The organism is Bradyrhizobium sp. USDA 3256 (assembly GCF_054058275.1).
This window is the reverse complement of the sequence record NZ_JBSSAE010000002.1, coordinates 3,095,933-3,116,625: the sequence shown is the minus strand read 5'-3', so window position 1 is coordinate 3,116,625 and position 20,693 is coordinate 3,095,933. Positions and strand designations below refer to the sequence as shown.

19 protein-coding genes and 1 pseudogene are annotated in these 20,693 nt (G+C 65.0%); 3 read left to right on the top strand and 17 right to left on the bottom strand.

Going from position 1 to position 20,693, the window contains the following annotated elements; all coding sequences use genetic code 11:
- Positions 1–3: 3 nt before the first annotated feature.
- The 3 genes from secF to yajC are packed head-to-tail and all read right to left on the bottom strand — an operon-like array spanning position 4 to position 3,046.
- Complete coding sequence (secF, locus tag ACVWY5_RS16240) at positions 4–1,038, bottom strand: protein translocase subunit SecF (RefSeq protein ID WP_028332126.1); 1,035 nt, start codon at positions 1,036–1,038, stop codon at positions 4–6.
- A 10-nt stretch (positions 1,039–1,048) separates the two neighbouring features.
- On the bottom strand, positions 1,049–2,650 hold the full coding sequence (gene secD, locus ACVWY5_RS16235; protein WP_028332127.1) for a protein translocase subunit SecD: 1,602 nt from the start codon (positions 2,648–2,650) through the stop codon (positions 1,049–1,051).
- Between the two features lie 39 nt (positions 2,651–2,689).
- Positions 2,690–3,046, bottom strand: coding sequence for a preprotein translocase subunit YajC (gene yajC, locus ACVWY5_RS16230; protein ID WP_026192737.1), 357 nt, complete (start codon positions 3,044–3,046; stop codon positions 2,690–2,692).
- Between the two features lie 190 nt (positions 3,047–3,236).
- Between yajC and ACVWY5_RS16225 the strand changes: the two genes are divergently transcribed.
- Positions 3,237–4,220 carry an ATP-binding protein gene (locus ACVWY5_RS16225; protein ID WP_028332128.1) on the top strand — a complete coding sequence of 328 codons (984 nt, stop codon included), beginning with the start codon at positions 3,237–3,239 and terminating at the stop codon, positions 4,218–4,220.
- A gap of 229 nt (positions 4,221–4,449) precedes the next feature.
- On the opposite strand, the gene ACVWY5_RS16220 is transcribed toward ACVWY5_RS16225, so the two are convergent.
- Complete coding sequence (locus tag ACVWY5_RS16220) at positions 4,450–5,841, bottom strand: LysM peptidoglycan-binding domain-containing M23 family metallopeptidase (RefSeq protein ID WP_028332129.1); 1,392 nt, start codon at positions 5,839–5,841, stop codon at positions 4,450–4,452.
- Between the two features lie 110 nt (positions 5,842–5,951).
- Positions 5,952–6,608 carry a protein-L-isoaspartate(D-aspartate) O-methyltransferase gene (locus tag ACVWY5_RS16215; RefSeq protein WP_050384337.1) on the bottom strand — a complete coding sequence of 219 codons (657 nt, stop codon included), beginning with the start codon at positions 6,606–6,608 and terminating at the stop codon, positions 5,952–5,954.
- A 377-nt stretch (positions 6,609–6,985) separates the two neighbouring features.
- Here ACVWY5_RS16215 and ACVWY5_RS16210 point away from each other — a divergent pair, with 377 nt between their 5' ends.
- Entirely contained in the window at positions 6,986–7,363 is a 378-nt protein-coding gene (locus ACVWY5_RS16210; protein WP_026192734.1) for a response regulator, read from the top strand.
- Positions 7,364–7,471: 108 nt separating this feature from the next.
- On the opposite strand, the gene surE is transcribed toward ACVWY5_RS16210, so the two are convergent.
- The 12 genes and pseudogenes from surE to ACVWY5_RS16150 form a co-directional block, all read right to left on the bottom strand.
- Positions 7,472–8,239, bottom strand: a complete 768-nt coding sequence (gene surE, locus ACVWY5_RS16205; RefSeq protein ID WP_028332131.1) for a 5'/3'-nucleotidase SurE — start codon at positions 8,237–8,239, stop codon at positions 7,472–7,474.
- Between the two features lie 79 nt (positions 8,240–8,318).
- On the bottom strand, positions 8,319–9,368 hold the full coding sequence (locus ACVWY5_RS16200; protein WP_456671678.1) for a hypothetical protein: 1,050 nt from the start codon (positions 9,366–9,368) through the stop codon (positions 8,319–8,321).
- 13 nt (positions 9,369–9,381) lie between these two features.
- On the bottom strand, positions 9,382–10,713 hold the full coding sequence (gene serS, locus ACVWY5_RS16195; protein ID WP_028332133.1) for a serine--tRNA ligase: 1,332 nt from the start codon (positions 10,711–10,713) through the stop codon (positions 9,382–9,384).
- A gap of 202 nt (positions 10,714–10,915) precedes the next feature.
- On the bottom strand, positions 10,916–11,722 hold the full coding sequence (gene tatC, locus ACVWY5_RS16190; protein WP_028332134.1) for a twin-arginine translocase subunit TatC: 807 nt from the start codon (positions 11,720–11,722) through the stop codon (positions 10,916–10,918).
- On the bottom strand, positions 11,719–12,219 hold the full coding sequence (gene tatB / locus ACVWY5_RS16185) for a Sec-independent protein translocase protein TatB (protein WP_028332135.1): 501 nt from the start codon (positions 12,217–12,219) through the stop codon (positions 11,719–11,721). The genes tatC and tatB overlap by 4 nt, the downstream gene beginning before the upstream one ends.
- A 159-nt stretch (positions 12,220–12,378) precedes the next feature.
- Positions 12,379–12,612, bottom strand: coding sequence for a twin-arginine translocase TatA/TatE family subunit (locus ACVWY5_RS16180; RefSeq protein WP_028332136.1), 234 nt, complete (start codon positions 12,610–12,612; stop codon positions 12,379–12,381).
- Between the two features lie 180 nt (positions 12,613–12,792).
- Positions 12,793–13,674 (bottom strand): annotated as a pseudogene (scpB, locus tag ACVWY5_RS16175) (SMC-Scp complex subunit ScpB); the annotation flags it as partial.
- 22 nt (positions 13,675–13,696) lie between these two features.
- The gene (locus tag ACVWY5_RS16170; protein WP_028332137.1) at positions 13,697–14,518 is read right to left on the bottom strand and encodes a segregation and condensation protein A; all 822 of its coding nucleotides are present in this window, start codon (positions 14,516–14,518) and stop codon (positions 13,697–13,699) included.
- Entirely contained in the window at positions 14,515–15,537 is a 1,023-nt protein-coding gene (nagZ, locus tag ACVWY5_RS16165; protein ID WP_028332138.1) for a beta-N-acetylhexosaminidase, read from the bottom strand. Before nagZ ends, ACVWY5_RS16170 begins: the two co-directional genes overlap by 4 nt.
- 46 nt (positions 15,538–15,583) lie before the next feature.
- A complete protein-coding gene (locus ACVWY5_RS16160) occupies positions 15,584–17,050 on the bottom strand; it encodes an SPOR domain-containing protein (protein WP_028332139.1) in 1,467 nt (488 codons plus the stop codon).
- A gap of 118 nt (positions 17,051–17,168) precedes the next feature.
- On the bottom strand, positions 17,169–18,965 hold the full coding sequence (argS, locus tag ACVWY5_RS16155) for an arginine--tRNA ligase (protein ID WP_028332140.1): 1,797 nt from the start codon (positions 18,963–18,965) through the stop codon (positions 17,169–17,171).
- 9 nt (positions 18,966–18,974) lie between these two features.
- The gene (locus ACVWY5_RS16150; protein ID WP_028332141.1) at positions 18,975–20,183 is read right to left on the bottom strand and encodes a deoxyguanosinetriphosphate triphosphohydrolase; all 1,209 of its coding nucleotides are present in this window, start codon (positions 20,181–20,183) and stop codon (positions 18,975–18,977) included.
- Between the two features lie 138 nt (positions 20,184–20,321).
- On the opposite strand from ACVWY5_RS16150, the gene erpA reads away from it, so the two are divergent.
- On the top strand, positions 20,322–20,651 hold the full coding sequence (erpA, locus tag ACVWY5_RS16145) for an iron-sulfur cluster insertion protein ErpA (RefSeq protein WP_016846874.1): 330 nt from the start codon (positions 20,322–20,324) through the stop codon (positions 20,649–20,651).
- Positions 20,652–20,693: the final 42 nt, after the last annotated feature.

Sequence of the window (20,693 nt, the reverse complement as noted above, 5' to 3'; positions counted from 1 at the left end):
CGGCTACTTCTTGGCTGCCGCCGTGTCCGGCTTCTTTGCCGGCGCGTCCTGCGCCGCGTCTCCACCCCGCGTGGTGTGAACACCGAGATAGATCAGAATCGGCGCCGCGATAAAGATCGATGTGTAGGTGCCGACCAGCACCACGCCGAACATCATGACCGCGGTGAAGCTGTGGATCGCCTGGCCGCCGAACAGCAGCAGTGCGAGCAAAGCCAGCGTCACGGTGACGTGGGTGATGATCGAGCGCGACAGCGTCGAATTGATCGATTCGTTCAGCAGCTGCGGCATCGGCATCTTCTTGTAGCGCCGCAGCATCTCGCGGATACGGTCGTAGATGACGACGGTATCGTTGAGCGAATAACCGAGAATCGTCAGCAGCGCCGCGATGCTGGTGAGGTCGAAATCGACCTGGGTGATCGACATGAAGCCGATCGTGAGCACGATGTCGTGGACGTTGGCGATCATGGCGCCGAGTGCGAACTGCCATTCGAACCGGAACCAGAGGTAGATCAGGATGCCCATGATCGCGAACATCAGGCCGATCATGCCGTAGGCCAGCAGTTCGCCTGAGACGCGCGGTCCCACCACCTCGACGCGGCGGTAATCGACGGATTCGCCAAGCGCGCCGCGCACTTTCGTCACCGCATCCTGCTGCGCCTTGTCGCCGCCGGGCTGCTCGGCGACGCGGATCAGGACTTCCGCCGGACCGCCGAACTGCTGCAACTGCACCTCGCCGAGGCCAAGGCCGTTCAAGGTCGTGCGCATCGCGGCGATGTCGGCGGTACCGGACTTGGCCTGCACCTCCAGCAGCGTGCCGCCCTTGAAGTCGATGCCGAAATTCAGGCCATGGGTGAAGAACAGCGTGATGGCAAGGATCGAGAGCAGCGCCGAGATCGGGAAGCTGATGCGGCGAAAGCGGGTGAAATCGAAATGGGTGTCGTCCGGAACGATGCGCAGCGCCGGCAGCAGGCCGAGCGCCGCGACCACGGTCAAGACGGCGATCAGGATGCCAAGGCCAATGAGAACGGTATGAGTCACAACAGGCCTCTCAGATCGGCACGGTTTGCGGCCGCTTCCACCGCACCCAGCCGGCGACGATCAGGCGCGTCAGGGTAAAGGCGGTGAACACCGTGGTGATGATGCCGATGCCGAGCGTCACGGCAAAGCCGCGGACCGGTCCGGTGCCGATGTAGAACAGCACGGCGGCGGCGATGAAGGTGGTGATGTTGGAGTCAAGGATGGTCGCCAATGCCCGCTTGAAGCCGGCGTCGATCGCCGAGATCGCGTTACGGCCGCCGCGCAATTCCTCGCGGATGCGCTCGTAGATCAGCACGTTGGAGTCGACCGCGATGCCGACGGTCAGCACGATGCCGGCGATGCCCGGCAACGTCAGCGTGGCGTTGAGCAGCGACAGCAGTCCGAAGATCATGGCGACGTTGATCGCCACCGCGATGTTGGCGAACACGCCGAACAGCCGATAGGTGATCAGCATGAACACGATGACCAGGATCGAGCCGACATAGGCTGCGAGCTCGCCCTTCTCGATCGAGTCCTGTCCGAGGCCGGGACCGACGGTACGCTCCTCGATCACGGTCAGCGGCGCCGGCAGCGCGCCGGCGCGCATCAGGATCGCCAGATCGTTGGCCGACTGCACGGTGAAGCTGCCGGAGATCTGGCCCTGTCCGCCGGTGATCGGCTCACGGATCACGGGCGCCGAGATCACCTTGTTGTCGAGCACGATCGCAAACGGCTGGCCGACGTTTTCGGCCGTCGCCTGCGCAAATTTGCGCGCTCCCGACGTGTTGAACTTGAAGCTGACGATCGCCTCGCCGGTGCGCTGGTCAAAGCCGGGCTGTGCATCGGACAGCTCGCCCCCGGAAACCAGAACCTGTTTCTTGACGACATACGGAACCGGCGGCGGTGACGCGCTCATCAAGAGTTCGGAGTCCGGCGGCAGGCGGCCCTGCTGGGCCTGGTCCGGCGACACCGAGCTGTCGACCATGCGGAATTCCATCTTCGCGGTCTTGCCGAGCAGCTCCTTCAGGCGGGTCGGATCCTGCAGGCCCGGCACCTGGACCAGGATGCGGTCGGTGCCCTGGCGCTGGATCACCGGCTCGACCGTGCCGAGCTCGTTGACGCGCCGTTCGACGATCTGGATCGATTGCTCGATGGTCTGCCGGATTCGCTCGGTGACCGCGGCCTGCGGCACCTTCAGGCGGATCAGGCCGCCGCCCGCGTCCTCAACCTCAAGGCTGCGCTGGCCGCTGGAGCCGAGCAGGCCGCCGAGCGGCTGCGACAGCTCGCGGAGCTTCGACAACGCCGTCGCCTGGTCGCCTTCCTTGGAGATGCGGACTTCCACCGCGTCGTTGCGGACCACGAGGCCGGTGTAGCCGATCTTGGCTTCACGAAGCACCTTCCGGACATCGTCGCGGATCTGGTCGAGCTTCTCCTTCTTCACGTAGTTGGAGTCGACTTCGAGCAGCAAATACGAGCCGCCCTGCAAATCGAGGCCGAGGACCAGGCGCCGCTGCGCCCAGGCCGGCCAGGTCTTCACCTGCGCTTCGGGGAAGAAATTGGGCACGGCGCACAGGCAGACCACCAGCGCTGTCAGGATAATCCCCAGCGCTCGCCACCGCGTGAAATACAACATCGAGTTGACCCGTCAGATTCCAAAAAGGCGCCGCGGCAATCAGCTCGCGGACGCCTCGTCCTTGGCGTCGCCCTTCGCCGGCTCACCCTTGGTACGCACACCCGAGATCATCTGGCGCATCTGGCGCACGCGAACGCCGTCCGAAATCTCGAACTCGATCTGGTCGTCGTCGACCACCTTGGTCACCTTGCCGACGAGGCCGCCCGAGGTCACCACGGTGTCGCCGCGGCGGATGTTCTTCACGAGGTCCGCATGGTCGCGCACCTTCTTCTGCTGCGGGCGCAGAATCAGGAAGTACATGATGACGAAGATCAGCGCGAATGGCAGCAGCGACATCAACATGCTGTTGGTGTCACCAGTCGCTCCAGCCTGGGCAAACGCAGGAGTAATCAGCATTCGGACGATCCTCGGATAAGACGGGAAAGAACCGGCAGCGCCCTCGGATTCGGGGCGGTATGGCGGTCCGGACAAATTCGCGCGGACTATAGCGGCCGCGGTCCCAATTGCAACGTTAACGGACCTTCATTTAGGGCGCTTGCGGGACCGCCGCCAGCCCGATAAGGCTGCGCCGTCAGGAACTGGACAAATGCCGAAAAAAGCCAAGAAATCGACCAGTAAAACAGCCCGCAAAATAGCCCCCAGAGCCGCCGCCAACAGCGCCGCAAAAGCCGCGACAAAAAGCCCGGTAACGCCGCTCGACGGCGCGACCGCCGAGCGGATCGCGAACGCCCTGGAGACCATCGCGAGCCGCCTCGCGGCCGCCTCCCCGGCCGCCGATCCGGCCGAGTCGCTCAGTGCCGCGGACGCCTTCGTCTGGCATCCGGACGGGCGCCTCGCCCCGGTGCCGCGCGTCAGCCGTGTCGAGATCGGCCTGCTCAAGGGCGTCGACCGGATGCGCGATATCCTGATCGAGAACACCGAACGCTTCGCCGACGGACTTCCCGCCAACAATGCGCTGCTCTGGGGCGCCCGCGGCATGGGCAAGTCGTCGCTGGTCAAGGCCGCGCATGCCAGCATCAATGTCGATCGCAAGCCGGCCGACCGGCTGAAGCTGATCGAGATCCACCGCGAGGACATCGAGAGCCTGCCCGGCCTGATGGAGCTGCTGCGCAGCTCCTCTTTCCGCTTCATCGTGTTTTGCGACGACCTCTCCTTCGACGGCAACGATGCCTCGTACAAGTCGCTGAAGGCAGTGCTGGAAGGCGGCATCGAGGGGCGCCCCGACAACGTCATCCTCTATGCGACCTCGAACCGGCGGCATCTGCTGGCGCGCGAGATGATCGAGAACGAACGCTCGACCGCGATCAATCCCGGCGAAGCGGTCGAGGAAAAGGTGTCGCTGTCGGACCGCTTCGGCCTCTGGCTCGGCTTCCATCGCTGCAGCCAGGACGAATACCTCGCGATGGTGAAGGGCTATTGCGACCATTACGGCATCAAGATCGCCGACGACGAACTCGAGCGCGAGGCGCTCGAATGGTCGACCACGCGCGGATCGCGCTCGGGCCGCGTGGCCTGGCAGTATACGCAGGAACTGGCGGGCCGGCTCGGTGTGCGGCTGAGCGGCAACTAACAGGCAGTGGGAGGCATAGCCCCTCCCCTCATCGCCCGTGTAGCCCGGATCGAGCGCAGCGCAATCCGGGATCGGAGCATTCCGCGAGTGAGCTCACGGATTTCGCTTCGCTCCATCCGGGCTACGCGGCTCGTCGCTGCAATCGTCAAAACAAAGCGGGGGAGGCTTGCGCCTCCCCCGCTGTCTTTGTTGTGAGACTTGGAAGTCCCTGGAAGTCCCGACGCGTAGCTTACGCGCCGTTGAGGAACTGGAGCGGATCGACCGGCGACGATCCCTTGCGGATCTCGAAGTGGAGCTGCGGCGAGCCCGCCTCGCCGCTCTGGCCCGACTTGGCAATCACCTGACCGCGCTTGATGGTATCGCCGCGCTTCACCAGGATTTCGCTCGCATGGGCATAGGCGGTGACGTAGCCGTTCGAATGACGAACCAGCACGAGATTGCCGTAGCCCTTCAGCTCGTTGCCCGAGTAGGCGACGACGCCGTCTTCGGCAGCTTTCACCGGCGTACCCTCGGGCACTGCGACGTTGATGCCGTCATTGACCTTGCCGTTGGTCTTCGAGCCGTAGGCGGTGATGACCTTGCCGCGCACCGGCCAGCGGAAGGTCGGCAACGCGCCGGTGGCCTCGCTCGACTTGGTGACGACGGGCGCTTCAGCGGCAGCCGCCGGCTGTTCGACGGGGGCGGTCGGTTGGACCAGCCGCGCGCTCTGCTGCGGCAGCGCGGTTGCAACGACCTTCGGGGCTGCGACCGCCGGCGCCGGAGCCACAGCGGCAACCGGCGCGGTAGCAACCGGTTGCGCAGCGGGCGCAGGTGCTGCCATCGCCGTCTTGGCGCCGGGCACCACGAGCTTCATGCCGAGGCTCAGCCGTGCCGACTGGTCGAGATTGTTGGCGCGGGCGAGCTCGGCCACGGGAATGTGGTGCTGGCGCGCGATGCTGTGCAGCGTGTCGCCACGATTGACATAGTGGACGCCGGCAGGCGCGGCTGCCACGGCGACCGGGCGTGCCGCCGGCGCGGCCATCGCCGGCGCTGCGGCCGACGCCGTCGGGCGCGGAATGACCAGCTGCTGGCCGGGCGACAGCGCGCGCGGTCCCTTGTAGCCGTTGGCGCGCAGGATCTCGGCGGTCGAGACGTTGTAGCGGCGCGCCAGCACTTCCAGGGTGTCGCTGGTGCCGACAATGATGGTCGTGCCGTTATGCCCGGCATGGGCTGCTGCGACCGAATGCGGAACGGTGCCGGTGGATTCGATCTGCGGACGCGCGGGCGGCGGCGTGTAGGACGAGACCCCGCGCCCTCCTCCGGAGACGCCGGCATTGCCATTGGCGACCGGATAGGACTGCGGCGCGGCTGCGACCGGCGGCGGCAACGGCTGTGACTGATATTGCGAATACTGCGGTTGCGTTCGCGGCCGCGCGTATTGCGGCAACTCGCGCGGCGGCGGCGCCTGCTGCACAGTGCCGGTCGGCTGCGGATCAAACGCAAACGGATTTTGCGAGTAGGAATTTTGCGAGAAGCGCGACGACATATCGGCGCTGCAACCGGCAAAAGCCATGGACATCAGCGTCAGCACCGCAACCTGCGGCACGCGACGCGAGCGAAGCAACTCAACAACCCCGGACATGGTTACTCACTCGTACGCAACAAAAGACTGTTTTGAGTAAACACGTACCGAGTAAATAACCGCTTAACCCTGCGAATAAGGCGTTGGTGCCAAGCAGCAAATCGCCGAATTTACAATTCGCGCGCGATTCCCGGCAGCGCCGGCACAAAGCGGACGTCGACCAGTTCCTTGCGGTCGAAGCCGTTCTCGGTCCGCACCACGCGGACGAGGGTCTGGGTACCCTGATGCGGCCCGACCGGGGCGATCAGGATGCCGCCGGGTTCGAGCCGCTCCAAGAGCTTCTCCGGGATTTGCTCCATCGCCGCGGTGACGATGATGCGGTCGAAGTCGCCTGCCCCGGCCGGAACGTCGAAGCCGTCCCCGAGCAGCACCTCGATATTGTAATAGCCCAGCTTTTCGAGGCGCTTGCGGGCGCCGTCGGCCAGCGTCCGGTAGCGCTCGATGGTCAGCACCTGCTTGCACAACCGGGACAGCACGGCCGCCTGATAGCCCGAGCCGGTGCCGATCTCGAGCACGCGATGGTCCTTCTGCAGTTGCAACTGCTCGGTCATGTAGGCCACGACGAAAGGCTGGCTGATGGTCTGCCCGCAGGCGATCGCAAGCGCGCTGTCGCGATAGGCCTCGTTGCGATCGCGCGGATCGACGAAGACCTCGCGCGGCACCTCCTCCATCGTACGCAGCACCGCCTGATCGCTCACCCCGCGCCGCCGCAGGGTCAGCTGAAACATCATCTTCTCGGTCGGATCGGGGTTCACGGCCATGTTCATCAGCGTCTCTGGGCAGCAGCGCAGAATTTTGCCCTCTTTGATGCCATTGAAATCCGAAATACCGCGTTAAGGAAAAATTTCCCGTCGCGTTTTGTTCCCGGCCAGGAACCATTGCCAGATTTGACATTGGCGCCGGCCCGGCTCCCTCACATATAATCGGCGGCGATGCGCAGTTAACGTCTGGGTGGGCCAGATCAGGGACGCTCGCAGGGCCAACACACCTCGTTGGCTGTTGGGCAAATCTTGCGCAACAAAGCCGGCCGGGGCGATGCGGCAAACGCTGTGGCGCGCTGGAAAAGGACCAATTCCCAAACGTTTGCATTGCGCGCTGTAATGTTATTTGCGAGCCTAATTCAGGGAAGGGCAAGGATTCCATCATGACAGCGATACGGCCGGCGGGCTGTTCAGTTTTCCTCGTAGAGGACGAGGTCATGATCCGGATGATGGTCGCCGATATGCTGGAGGAACTCGGCCATAGCGTCGCGGCCGAGGCCGGCGAAATCGGCGAAGCGGTCAAGCTTGCGCAATCGACCGAATTCGACCTCGCAATCCTCGACGTCAACGTCAATGGCAAGGTGATCACCCCGGTCGCCGAACTGATCAACGCCCGCAACCGCCCCTTCATCTTCGCGACCGGCTATGGCTCGTCCGGCCTGCCTCCGGAGTACCGCGACCGTCCGGCGCTGCAAAAACCCTTCCAGCTGGAGACGCTGGCCCAGGTGATCTCCAGCGCGATGAAGGGCGCGCCGGTTTAACGGCAAGTTGCGCGCGTAGCCCGGATGGAGCGAAGCGCAATCCGGGGACTTCACAACACGGGTCCCGGATTTCGCTTCGCTCCATCCGGGCTACAGATTCCCCGAGGATTACTTCAGCGTATCAATCAGCGTTTCCGAAAATGCTTCATCGGTGCGGTCGAGCCGCAGCGGTGTGACCGAGACGTAGCGCGCCGCAAGCGCGGCGAGATCGGTGCCTTCGGCCGGCGCATCCATCATCGCCGCGCGCTCGAAGCCGATCCAGAAATACGGATTGCCGCGTCCGTCGTGACGGCGATCGATCTTCAGGAACCCCTGATTGCGCTTGCCCTGCCGCGTGATCCGGATGCCCTTCACGTCATCGGGCATGCAGGACGGGAAGTTGACATTGATGACGGTATTCCTGGGGACGCCGGCGCCGATCACCTTGCGGATGATGTCGGGTCCGAATTTCAGCGCAGTGTCCCACAGCGGCGCGTTGCGCGTCTCGATCGAGAATTCCTGCGACAGCGCGAATGACGGAAAGCCCAGAATAGTGCCTTCCAGCGCGCCGGCGATGGTGCCGGAATAGACCACGTCCTCGGCGACGTTGCGGCCCTTGTTGACGCCGCTCAGCACGAGATCCGGCAGCTTGTCTCCGAGAATGTGCCGCGCACCCATGATGACGCAATCGGTCGGCGTGCCGCGCACCGCGAAGTGACGCGGGCTGACTTCGCGCAGACGCAGCGGATCGTTGAGCGACAGCGAATGCGAGACGCCGGACTGATCGAGCTCGGGGGCAACGATCCAGACGTCGTCGGACAACGCGCGTGCGATCTGCTCGACGACCTGCAGGCCTGGAGCATGGATGCCGTCATCATTGGTGCAGAGAATTCGCATCCGTCAAAGTGCCTTTTGTTCCGATTCGGCGCGGGTATCTTACGCTGCGGTTTCTTGAGTTGATTGCCGTCTTAACCGGCTAGGGCCGCGGAGGCAAACCTGGCGATGGCCCGCGCCATCGTGCCGACGTCACGCGCCATGGACGGACAAATCGCGCGCTGCCGGCGATCTTGCGCTCGAACACCGGCCAGGCTGCCCTAGCCGGCCGCCGAACAACCGCGATGACGGGCGTTGGCCGCGGCGCCTCCGGCATTTTGACCCGCGGGGTCTGACGCAGTTCGGCCCCGAGCCCCCGGGACGTGACAGCTTCTGACGTTGGAGGCCCGGGCTTGGCAGGTTCAGGCTTGGCAGGCTCAAGCTCTGCTTCAACCTTGGGAGCTTCAGATTTGAGAGCTTCAACCTTGGGCGGATCAACCCTCCGAGCTTCCGGCCTGGCCGGCTCAAGAGCAATTGATGCGGTTTGGCGTGGCTCAGGCTTGGGAGGCTTCGGAAGCTCCGATGTGGACAGCTCGGACTTGATGGGATCGGCCGTGACCGAATCGGCCTTCATGGGATCGGCTTTGGCGGATGCGGTCGTGAGCGACTCGGCCTTCGGAGCTTCAAACGCGCGAGGCTCAGCCCTGGACGGTTCGGGGGCGACTGAAGCCGCTTGGGGGAGCTCGGACCGTGCCGGCTCGACCTTCCGAGGCTCAACCCTGAGCGGTTCGGGTTTGGGCGGCACGGGAGCGAGCGCCTCGGCCGGTTTTGCGACCGGCGCCGTCGCAGCCGATTTCGATTTCAGCCTGGCCAGCAGCTCCTCGATCGAGGGCACCGATGTCGCTTCAAGCGGAGCGCGCGGCGCGGCCGGCGGCGCCCGGACCGGCGCTGGCGGCGACGCAATCGATGCAGGTGGCGGCAGATCGGCCGGTGCCATCTGGGCGAACTTGCCGCGCGCGATCTCCAGCGCCTTGTCGAAGTCGGGCCTGTCAATCCAGGCCTTCGATTGCACCTCGGTCACGCGCGCGTCCCACAGGCGCGCGGCCTCGATGTCGTAATAGCCCATCTGCTTCTGATTGATCAGCTGCAGACCGTGGCCCGTAACGGCCCATTGTCGACCTAGCCAGTGGATGTCACGGTGCAGCGGCATCACACTGGCCCTCGCCTCACATGCCGTGCTCGATGACCTTGAGCCCGCCCATATAGGGCTGCAGCACATCGGGCACCGCGATCGAACCATCCTGCTGCTGATAGGTCTCCATCACCGCGATCAAGGCGCGCCCGACCGCCGTGCCGGAGCCGTTCAGCGTATGCACGAAGCGCGGCTTGCCGTCGGGGCCGCGATAGCGCGCATCCATGCGGCGGGCCTGGAAATCGCCGCACACCGAGCAGCTCGAAATCTCGCGATAGGCGCCGCCATCGCCCTGCCCCGGCATCCACACCTCGATGTCGTAGGTCTTCTGCGCCGAGAAGCCCATGTCGCCGGCGCACAGCGTCATCACGCGATAATGCAGGTCGAGCTTCTGTAGAACCTGCTCGGCGCAGGACAGCATGCGCTCCAGCTCATCCTTGCTGGCTTCCGGCGTCGTGATCGACACCAGCTCGACCTTTGTGAACTGGTGCTGGCGGATCATGCCGCGCGTGTCGCGCCCCGCCGCGCCCGCCTCGGCGCGGAAGCACGGCGTCAGCGCGGTGAGCCGCATCGGCAGCTCCTTCTCGTCGAGGATGGATTCGCGCGCGAGGTTGGTCAGCGAGACCTCGGCGGTCGGGATCAGGCCGAGGCGCTCGCTGCGCAGATCGGCATTCGGCGACGCGAGCAATTCGCCCTTGATCGCCCAGAACTGGTCGTCCTCGAATTTCGGCAACTGACCGGTGCCGAACATCACGGCGTCGCGCACCAGCAGCGGCGGATTGATCTCGGTGTAGCCGTGCTCGCCGGTGTGCAGGTCGAGCATGAATTGCCCGATCGCACGCTCGAGCCGAGCCAGCCCCTTCTTCAGCACGACGAAGCGTGCGCCGGACAGTTTCGCCGCCGCCTCGAAATCCATGTCGCCCAGCGCGGTGCCGAGATCGTCATGCAGCTTCGGCGCAAAGCCGTAGTCGCGCTTCTTGCCGTACACATGGTGCTGGACGTTGCCGTGCTCGTCGGTGCCGTCGGGCACCTCGTCGAGCGGCAGGTTCGGAATCGACGACAGCTCCTTGGTCAGCTGTTCATCGGCCGTCTTCGCCGCCAGCTCGAGCTCCGGCATCGTGGTCTTCAGCTCGGCGACTTCAGCCATCAGCGTGGCCGCGCGCGCTTCGTCCTTTGCCTTCTTGGCCTCGCCGATCTCCTTCGAGGCCGCATTGCGACGCGCCTGGGCCTGCTCGGACGCCAGGATCGCCGCACGCCGCTTCTCGTCGATCGCCAGCAGCGACGGCGACAGGGCCTCTAACCCGCGGCGCTTCAGGCCGGCGTCGAAGGCTGTCGGGTTGTCGCGGATCGCTTTGATGTCGTGCATGGCAGTCGGGGTCCTAACGTCGCTCAGGCAGATGACGTTGTATGTCAACGTTTTGCGGCGTGCCTCAACTAGCACAACTGTCATCGCCCGCGAAGGCGGGCGATCCAGGATTCCAGAGGCGTCAGCGTGTCACCGAGAGGCCGCGGCGTACTGGATACCCCGCTTTCGCGGGGTATGACGCCGAGTGTGAGGCGAAATCACTTTATTCGGCGGGATTGGTCGCCGACGGCGCCCCGGACGAGGCATTCGAGGTCGCGGCCTTCTTTTCCACGATCCGGACCGCGATGATGGCACCCTCGTAGAGCGCGAGCAGCGGGATCGCGAGCGAGGCCTGGCTCAGCACGTCGGGCGGCGTCAGCACGGCGGCGATGATGAAGGCGATCACGATGAAGTAGCGCCGCTTCTCCTTCAGCATCTTCGAGGTGACGATGCCGATGCGGCCGAGCAGCGTCAGGATCACCGGAAGCTGGAACGCTATGCCGAAGGCGAAGATCAGCGACATCATCAGCGAAAGATATTCGCCGACCTTGGGCAGCAGCTGGATCTGCGCGGTCTCCGCGCCGCCGGCCTGCTGCATGCCGAGCGAGAACCGCACCAGCATCGGCAGCACGACGAAATAGACCAGCGCCGCGCCCATCACGAAGAACACCGGGGTGGCGATCAGGTACGGCAGGAACGCGTTGCGCTCATGCCGGTAGAGACCGGGCGCGACGAATTTGTAGATCTGGGTGGCGACGATCGGAAAGGAGATGAAGCCCGCGCCGAACAGCGCAAGCTTCAGCTGGGTGATGAAATATTCCAGCAGCGCGGTGTAGATGAATTTTGAATTCTCCGGCCCCGCGATCCAGACGAACGGCCAGACCAGCACGTTGTAGATCTGCTTGGCGAAGAAGAAGCAGATGATGAAGGCCACGCCGAAGCCGAGCAGCGCCTTGATCAGCCGCGAGCGCAGCTCGATCAGGTGATCCATCAAGGGGGCCTTGCTGGCCTCGATGTCTTCGGCGCTCATGACGCCCTCGCGTCCTTGAGCACTTCGGGCTGCGCCGGCGTCACGTCCTGCGGCGCCGGCTCACCCTTCACCTCATTGGTAATCGCAAGCGGCTCGCCGGCGGCCGCATGCGCCTCGGCCTCGACGAAGGTTTCCGGCGTCGGCTCGGCAGGAGTCGTGGGCGTCACCGGTGCGTCGATTGCGGACGCGACCTGCGCATCGACCGGCTTGTCGATCTGCAGGGCGTCGCTGACGTCCTTCTGCAGCGAGGTCATGATGTTGCCGCTGGTGATGCCGGTCGCGGCCTCCCTGACCTCGTCAAAGCTCTTTTTGAGGTCGGCCATCTCGGCTTCGCGCATGGCTTCCTGGAACTGGCCCTGGAATTCGGAGGCCATCTTGCGGGCCTTGCCCATCCATTGCCCGACCATGCGCAGCACGCCCGGCAGTTCTTTCGGGCCGATGGCGATCAGCGCGACGACCGCGATGACGACCAGTTCACTCCACCCGATATCGAACATGAATTCTTCCGCCTAGCGCGCCGCCATCGGCCCCATCGCTCCCAACAGGATCTGGGGCTGCCGGCGCCTTTTCTCAATCGGCGTCCATAGCGCGTCTCTGCGACGGCGTCACCGTTTCGCGCAAGAAAAAACGTCGAAATATGCGTCAGTACAAGCGCGTTAGACGGCTTTGCTGCCGACGTCCTGGCGCGCGGCCGACGGCGCCGCATTGTGATCGATCGATTTGGTGGGCTCGGTCTTCTCGGCGACCTTGTCGTCGTCCTGCATGCCCTTCTTGAAGGCCTTGATGCCCTGGGCAACGTCACCCATCAGATCAGAAATCTTGCCGCGTCCGAACAGCAGCAGGACCACTGCGATCACGACGATCCAGTGCCAAATGCTCAACGAACCCATCCTGCAACCCTCCAGAAATGGCCGGCGGACCGGCCTGAACTTTGCCGGAAGGTAGGCCCGCGGGGTGTCAAAAACAAGGACCTCGGCCGCGGCAAATCGCTGTCGCGGCTACGTAATATTGCTAGGCTTAACCGGGAATATTCAGGCTTATTCGCCCTTGTCCTCGGTGTCGGCGTCATCACCGGCGTGGTCGGCGCGGTCTTCCGGCTCGCCGGCGTCAGGTTCGGCCGCATCCGCGTCAGAGGAAACGTCCGCCTCGACCTCCGCCTGGGCGGTCGCTTCGACCTCGGCAGTCCCAACCTCGGCAGTCCCAACCTCATCAGTCGTTTCTGCGTCGGCTTTCGGTTCCTCGGCTTCCGGCTCGACGGCCGGCGCCAGCAGCAGTTCCAGCGTATCACCCGGCTCGAGCGGCTCCTCGTCCTCCCGCAGCGTCGCGTCATCCGACGGCGACGGAACGGAAAATCCGGTCGGCAGACGCGAGTCGAGCAGACCCGTGCCCTTCAGCTCCTCGAGTCCCGGCAGGTCGCCGAGCGCTTCCAGGCTGAACTGCGACAGGAACGCGTCGGTGGTTCCGAAGGTGAGCGGTCGGCCCGGCGTCTTGCGGCGGCCGCGCGGGCGGATCCAGCCGGTCTCGAGCAGCACATCGATCGTGCCCTTCGACGTGACCACGCCGCGAATCTCTTCGATCTCGGCGCGTGTCACCGGCTGGTGATAGGCAACGATCGCCAGCACCTCGATCGCGGCACGCGACAGCTTCCGCGTCTCGGTGCTCTCGCGCGTCATCAGCCACGACAGATCGCCGGCGGTGCGGAACGTCCACTTGTTGGCGACACGCACCAGGTTGACGCCGCGCGGCGCGTATTCCGCCTGCAGCTGCGCGAGCGCCGCCTTGACGTCGACGCCGTCGGGCATCCGCTTTGCCAGCGTTGCCTGATCGATCGGCTCGGCCGATGCAAACAACAGGGCTTCAAGGAGCCGCAATTCCTCAGGACGCGCCACCGGATCCATAGGAGAAACCTCCTCCTCGGGCTCTTCTCTGCGCACTTCCGCCAAGCTTGCCATGGGCTTGCTCTCCTTCTTCCACTTACTCAACCGACAGGTCCGGCGCTGCCATTGCGGCTTGCGCTTGACGCTTTCGGAAATAGATCGGCGCGAACGCCTGCTTCTGGTTGATCTCCATCTCGCCCTCGCGAACCAGCTCGAGGGCGGCAGCGAAGCTCGATGCGAACACCGTTGCTTTCTGCGTGGGATCGGCGACGTAATTCATCAGGTACTCGTCGAGGCAGCTCCAGTCCTCGGCGATGCCGACCAGCCGCTCCAGCGAGGCGCGCGCTTCGGCCAGCGACCACACCGTCCGCTTGGCCAGATGCACCGAGGTCAGCACGCGCGACTGGCGCTGCGTGGCATAGGCCGACAGCAGGTCGTACAGCGTTGCGGTGAACTTCGGATGCTTGATCTCGGCGATCGATTCCGGATTACCGCGCGGAAAGATATCGCGCTGGAACTGGGGCCGGTTCATCAGCCGGTTCGCCGCCTCGCGGATCGCCTCCAGCCGGCGCAGCCGGTTGGCGAGCGCGGTCGCCATTTCCTCGGCGCTCGGCCCCTCCGCGCTCGGCGGCTCGGGCAGCAGGAGCCGCGACTTCAGGAACGCCAGCCACGCCGCCATCACCAGATAGTCGGCCGCAAGCTCGAGGCGAATCTTGCGCGCTGCCTCGATGAAGGAAAGGTATTGGTCGGCGAGCGCGAGAATCGAGATCTTCGACAGGTCGACCTTCTGCTGCCGCGCCAGCGTCAACAGCAGGTCGAGCGGGCCCTCATAGCCCTCGACGTCGACCACCAGCGCCGGTTCACCCTCGGCGAGGTCGGCCGGCCGCCCGGTATCAAACGAAAGAATTTCAGCGGTCATGCCGTCCCTACCTGATCCAACAACGCATCCAGTTCAGCCCGTGCCGCCAGCCGGTCGAGCGGCTGAGGCGGCTTGCGCGCGGCGAGCGTCGCCTTGGCGCGCTCAAGCGCCTTGCCGGTCAGTTCCGGCGTTTCGCGTGCGACCTCGCGCATCTCGTCAATGTTGCCGTTGCAGTGCAGAACAATGTCGCAACCGGCGGTGACGATGGCGCGGGTCCGCTCGGCAATCGATCCGGCCAGCGCATTCATCGACACGTCATCACTCATCAACAAACCCTGGAACCCGATCAGGCCGCGAATCACCTGTTCGATGATTGTCGCAGAAGTCGTCGCCGGATGGACGGGGTCGAGCGCGCTAAACACAACATGTGCAGTCATGGCCATCGGCAGATCCGCAAGCGGCTGGAACGCGGCAAAATCGGTCCGTTCCAGCTCGGCCTTGGCGGTATCAACGGTCGGAAGGCGGAAATGGCTGTCCGCCGTGGCCCGGCCATGGCCGGGAATATGCTTGAGAACCGGCAGGACCCCGCCCTGTTCCAGCCCGTCCGTGACCGCGCGGGCGATCGCCGCGACCTTGTCCGGCTCGGTTCCATAGGCCCGATTGCCGATCACCGCATCCGCCCCGGCCACCGGAATGTCGGCCAAGGGCAGGCAATCGACGGTGATTCCGAGATCAATCAGATCGGCCGCAATCAGCCGTGAGCTGAGCCGGGCTGCCGCAAGCCCCAGCTTCGGATCGATGTCGTAGAGCGCCCCAAAGCTCGCGCCCGGCGGATAGGCCGGCCAATGCGGCGGGCCGAGCCGCTGCACCCGCCCGCCTTCCTGGTCGATCAGGACCGGGGCATCGGCGACGCCGATTGCGGACCGGAGTTCCCCAACAAGAGCCGCCACTTGGGCAGGACTCTCGATGTTGCGCTTGAACAGGATGAAGCCCCATGGCCGCTCGGTGCGAATGAACTCGCGTTCGGCGTCCTTGAGGATCAGCCCGGATATGCCCGTGATGAATGCGCGGTTCGTCATTCGGCCGATTAGGCCGTATGCAGCTCACGGGTCAAGGAAACGGCCTTTAATTTCTTTGGATGAGGCACTGCGGCCCACCCGCCGACATCAGGCTCTTGCACACTTGGCTCGCCTCTTCTGAGGACGCGAACGGGCCGGCAAAGGCGCGGTAGTAGACGCCCTTCTCGCCGAGATCGACGCGCTTCACCACCAGAGGCTGCGAACCGAGCACGTTGCGATACTTGCCTTGCAGCGTCCGATAGGACGCCTGCGCGTCCGCCTCGTTCTTCTGCGAGGAGACCTGGACCAGATACCCGCCGCCGCCAACCGGAGCCGCCGAGGTCGAGGCCACCCGGGTCGGAGGCGCGGCCGGAGCCGCCTCAGCCTGGCCGGGAACAAGCGACATTGGCGAGTTGACGCTGGCATTGGCCGCAGCCGGGTTGCCGCGCGACGCCGGAGGCTTGGCCGCCGCCGGAGGTTTCGCCGGCACGGCCGAGGTCGCCTGCGTGCCATCGGGCGTATCGCCCTTGACCGAGAGCGTGCGGACCTTGCGCGGCTCGTTGTTCGGCAACGTGCCGTTCGCGGTGATCGGCGCCGGCGCCGGCTGTGCCGTCTGCACGCTGGCGGGCGGCGGTGGATTCGCATTGGCGTTTAGCGGCGGAAACACGACGCGCGGTCCGGCGGTCTTCGAATTGACGTCGACCGGCGTCTCTTCGCGCGACACGATCTTCTCGGTGCCGTCGCCCGTCGCCATGCGGTCCGGCGTCTTGGCCGGCGCGTCGGCCTGGGCCGGGATCACCTTGGTCGGCGTGTTGTCAGCCTTGATGATCGGCGGCTCACCGCTGCGGGGCGAACCGACATAGGTCCGGTAGGCGTATGCGCCACCGACACCGAACACGCCGAGCGCCAGCACCGCGGCGACCGTTATCAAGCCGCTGCGCCGCCGGCGGGGCTCAGGTTCTTCCTCGTAGGCCTCCTCATAGGCATAGGGATCGTCCGGATAGGCGGGATCGCGCTGCAGGTCCTGCTCGCCGGCTTCCAGTTGGCCGTAGAGCGCGTCGTCATAGCGCGACGGATCCTGACTCTGACCGCCACTCTGATAGTGCGGCTCCTCGTCAAAAGCCTCCGGCTGTCGAGGCGCCTCGACCGGCCGATATTGCGCCACCGGCGCAGGCGCGGGCTGCGCCTGCTGGGCCGCATAGCGATGCAACGGATGCACCGGCTTCGGCTGGTAGTCCTGCTCGGGCTCTTCGTCTTCGATGTTCTGCACGGGAGGCGGAGCGACAGCCTCCTGCCGCGCGCGCTGCATCCAGGGCGGCGGGCCCGCGGGCCGCGCATCCTCGTCCTCGGCCTGCGGCTCGTATTGTTGCGGCCGCGCGTTGGCGCGCGACTGCAGCGGACGCGGCGGCGGCTTGTTGGCGGAGCCGAAGGGATCCGTCTGGCCGATCAGCCGTGCCAGTTCGGCAAGCGGATCGCTGTCGGCCTTGGAAGCCGTGTCGGCGGGAAAATGTCGGTCCTGATATCGATCAGCCATTGTGATGATGCATCCCCTTCGGGACAGCGCCAAGATCGCCGGCACAGCCGGTCCGTACGAGTTGGCCTCTGCCAGATGCCCTCACAAATCCCCACTCGTGAGGGCCTAATGCCCCTGCCTACCGCATCTCGGTCGGAGCGTGGACGCCTAGAACGGCTAAGCCCGATGCCAGAACCGAGACGACGCCCTGAACCATTGCCAGTCGCGCCCTCGTGATCTCTGCATCATTATTGATAATGAAGCGTAAATAGGGCAAATCGCGCCCCTTGGTCCAAAGCGCATGAAATTCACTGGCCAAATCATAGAGATAAAAAGCGATTCGGTGCGGCTCATGTGCCACCGCCGCAGCCTCGATCATCCGCGGATAAAGCGCAAGCCGCTTGAGCAGCTCGAGCTCGGCGGGGTCGGTCAGCCGCTCGACCGTAGCATTACGGAGATAGGCCAGCCGGGCCTCATCGGTCGCGGGCAGATCGGGAACCGCTTCCTCTCGCGCGTTGCGGAAGATCGAATGGCCGCGGGCGTGGCCGTACTGGACGTAGAAGACCGCGTTGTCCTTTGACTGCTCGATCACCTTGGCGAGGTCGAAATCGAGCACCGCGTCGTTCTTGCGGAACAGCATCATGAATCGGACAGCGTCGGAGCCGACCTCGTCGACCACCTCGCGCAGCGTGACGAATTCGCCGGACCGCTTCGACATCTTCACCGGCTCGCCGTCGCGCAGCAGCTTCACGAGCTGCACGATCTTGACGTCGAGCACAGCCTTGCCCGCTGTCACCGCCTTCACGGCGGCCTGCATGCGCTTGATGTAGCCGCCATGATCGGCGCCGAATACGTCGATCAGATTGGTGAAGCCACGCTCGAACTTGTAGCGATGGTTGGCGATATCGGATGCGAAGTAGGTGTAGGAGCCATCCGACTTGATCAGCGGTCGATCGACGTCGTCGCCATAGGCGGTGGCGCGGAACAGCGACTGCTCGCGATCCTCGTAGTCCTCGACCGGTTTGCCCTTCGGCGGCGGCAAACGGCCCTCGTAGATGTCGCCCTTGGCGCGTAGGAAATCGATCGTCTCGGCGACCTTGTTGTTGCCTGACGTGATCAGCGAGCGCTCGGAGAAGAACACGTCGTGATGGATGTTGAGCGCGGCGAGATCGCCCTTGATCATCTCCATCATCATCGCGATCGCCTTGTCGCGCACGATCGGCAGCCACGCGGCTTCCTCCATGTCGAGCAGCTTCTCGCCGTATTCCCCGGCGAGCGCCTCGCCGACCGGCACGAGGTAGTCACCGGGATAGAGCCCTTCCGGGATCGCGCCGATGTCCTGGCCCAGCGCCTCGCGGTAGCGCAGGAACGCCGAACGCGCGAGCACGTCGACCTGGGCGCCGGCGTCGTTGATGTAATATTCGCGGCAGACGTCGAAGCCGGCGAATTGCAGCAGGCTGCACAGCGCATCGCCGAACACGGCGCCGCGGCAATGGCCGACATGCATCGGCCCGGTCGGGTTGGCCGAGACGTATTCGACATTGACCTTCTCGGCCTTGCCGACATCGCTGCGCCCGTAAGCCGAGCCGGCGGCCAGCACGGCGCGCAGCGCGTCCGCCCAGACCTGCGGCTTCAAGGTCAGGTTGATGAAGCCGGGCCCGGCGACATCGACGGAGGCCACCAGCGCGTCGGCGCGCAACCGCTCGGCGATCTTGTCGGCAAGCTCGCGCGGCTTGGCCTTGGCGTCCTTGGCGAGCACCATCGCGGCATTGGTCGCCATGTCGCCATGGCTGGCGTCGCGCGGCGGCTCCACCACGACACGGGACAGGTCGATGCCGGCGGGCCAATTGTCCTCGGCAGCGACAGCGGCACAGATCGCGTGCACGCGCGTCAACATGTCGGCAAAAAGGTGTGGTGAAGCAGTGGTGTCGGCCATGGCAGGGCGCTAACGCAAATCCGGGGTCGAGTCAAAAAGCCTTTGATGCTCGATCAGGGCGAAACGGTCGGTCATCCCGGCAATGAAATTGCCGATCCGCCTGTTCCGAGCGCTCCCGGTCTCCTGCACGCTGCCCTCGATCCATTCTGCCGGCAGGTCTTCGGGCGATTGCTGGTAGCGCTCGAACAGATTGCGGACCACCTCCTCCGCCTCCCCCATCACCAGCATCACCCGCTTGTGGCGATACATCCGCCGGAACAGGAACGCCTTGATCGCCGCCTCCTGCTCCGCCACCTCGGAGGGAAACGCGATCAGCGGGGTGTTGTGGTGGCGCACGTCGTGCGCCGATTGCGGCTGCGCGGCCGCGAGGCGCCGGCTCGCTTCGTTGAAGACCGCGCTGATGAAGTGTGAGATCAGCTCACGCACCAGTTCGGCCCCGCGCCGGACCTCGTCGAGCCCGGGATAGTGGCGGTCGATCTCGGCGATGATCTCAGCGGTCAGCGGCATCTCCTTGAGGTCGTCGACCGCGAACAGGCCGGCACGCAGGCCGTCATCGATATCGTGCGCGTCGTAGGCGATGTCGTCGGCGAAGGCCGCGATCTGCGCCTCGAGCGAGGCATAGCTCCAGAGCTCGAGGTCGTGGCCCTTGTTGTAGTCGGCAATTCCGATCGGGATTCCACTCTCCAGGTAGCGGCCGGCCGGTGCGCCGTTGCGCTCGGTCAGCGGACCGTTGTGCTTGACGATCCCTTCGAGCGATTCCCAGGTCAGGTTCAGCCCGCCGAATTCGGGGTAGCGATGCTCCAGCGAGGTGACGACCCGCAGCGCCTGCGCATTATGGTCGAAGCCGCCGTCATCCCTCAGGCATTCGTCGAGCGCCCGCTCGCCGGCATGGCCGAACGGCGGATGGCCGAGGTCATGCGCCAGCGCCAGCGTCTCGGTCAGATCCTCGTCGACCCCGAGCTGGCGCGCCAGCGCCCGGGCGATCTGCGCGACCTCCAGCGAATGGGTCAGCCTAGTGCGGTAGTGATCGCCCTCGTGGAAGACGAAGACCTGCGTCTTGTGCTTGAGGCGGCGGAACGCGGTGGAATGGATCACCCGGTCGCAGTCGCGCCGGAACGGGCTCCGGGTCCGGCTCGGCGGCTCCGCGACCAGCCGGCCGCGGCTGCGATCGGGGTCGCAGGCATAAGGCGCGCGGGGGGCAGCCATTCCGACCGACACTGTATTTTAGTCCTTATCCATTTGATTCCATGGTCCGACGCACTTAACTATGACTAAGGCGGCCGACCAAATGAATTGGGGATGACGCCGGGCCTGATCCGGATCAGATCATGCTCAAATAGGGTTTCGGAGACCGACATGACTGCTGCCATCACCGTCAGCGAACGGGCCGCCCGCCGGATCGGGCAGATCCTCAGCAAGGAAGGCGAAGGCGCCAAGCTGCGCATTTCGGTCGAGGGCGGCGGCTGCTCCGGTTTCCAGTACAAGTTCGACGTCGAGCGCACCCAGGCCGATGACGACCTCGTGATCGAGCGCGACAGCGCGGTGGTGCTGATCGATCCGGCCTCGGTCCCGTTCCTCGCGGGCTCCGAAGTCGATTTCGTCGACGACCTGATCGGCGCCTCGTTCCGCGTCGTCAATCCGAACGCCACCGCCTCCTGCGGCTGCGGCACCAGCTTCTCGATCTAACGCTTCGCGATCCCAAGCGGTTTCTCCCGGCGAGCCGGTTTC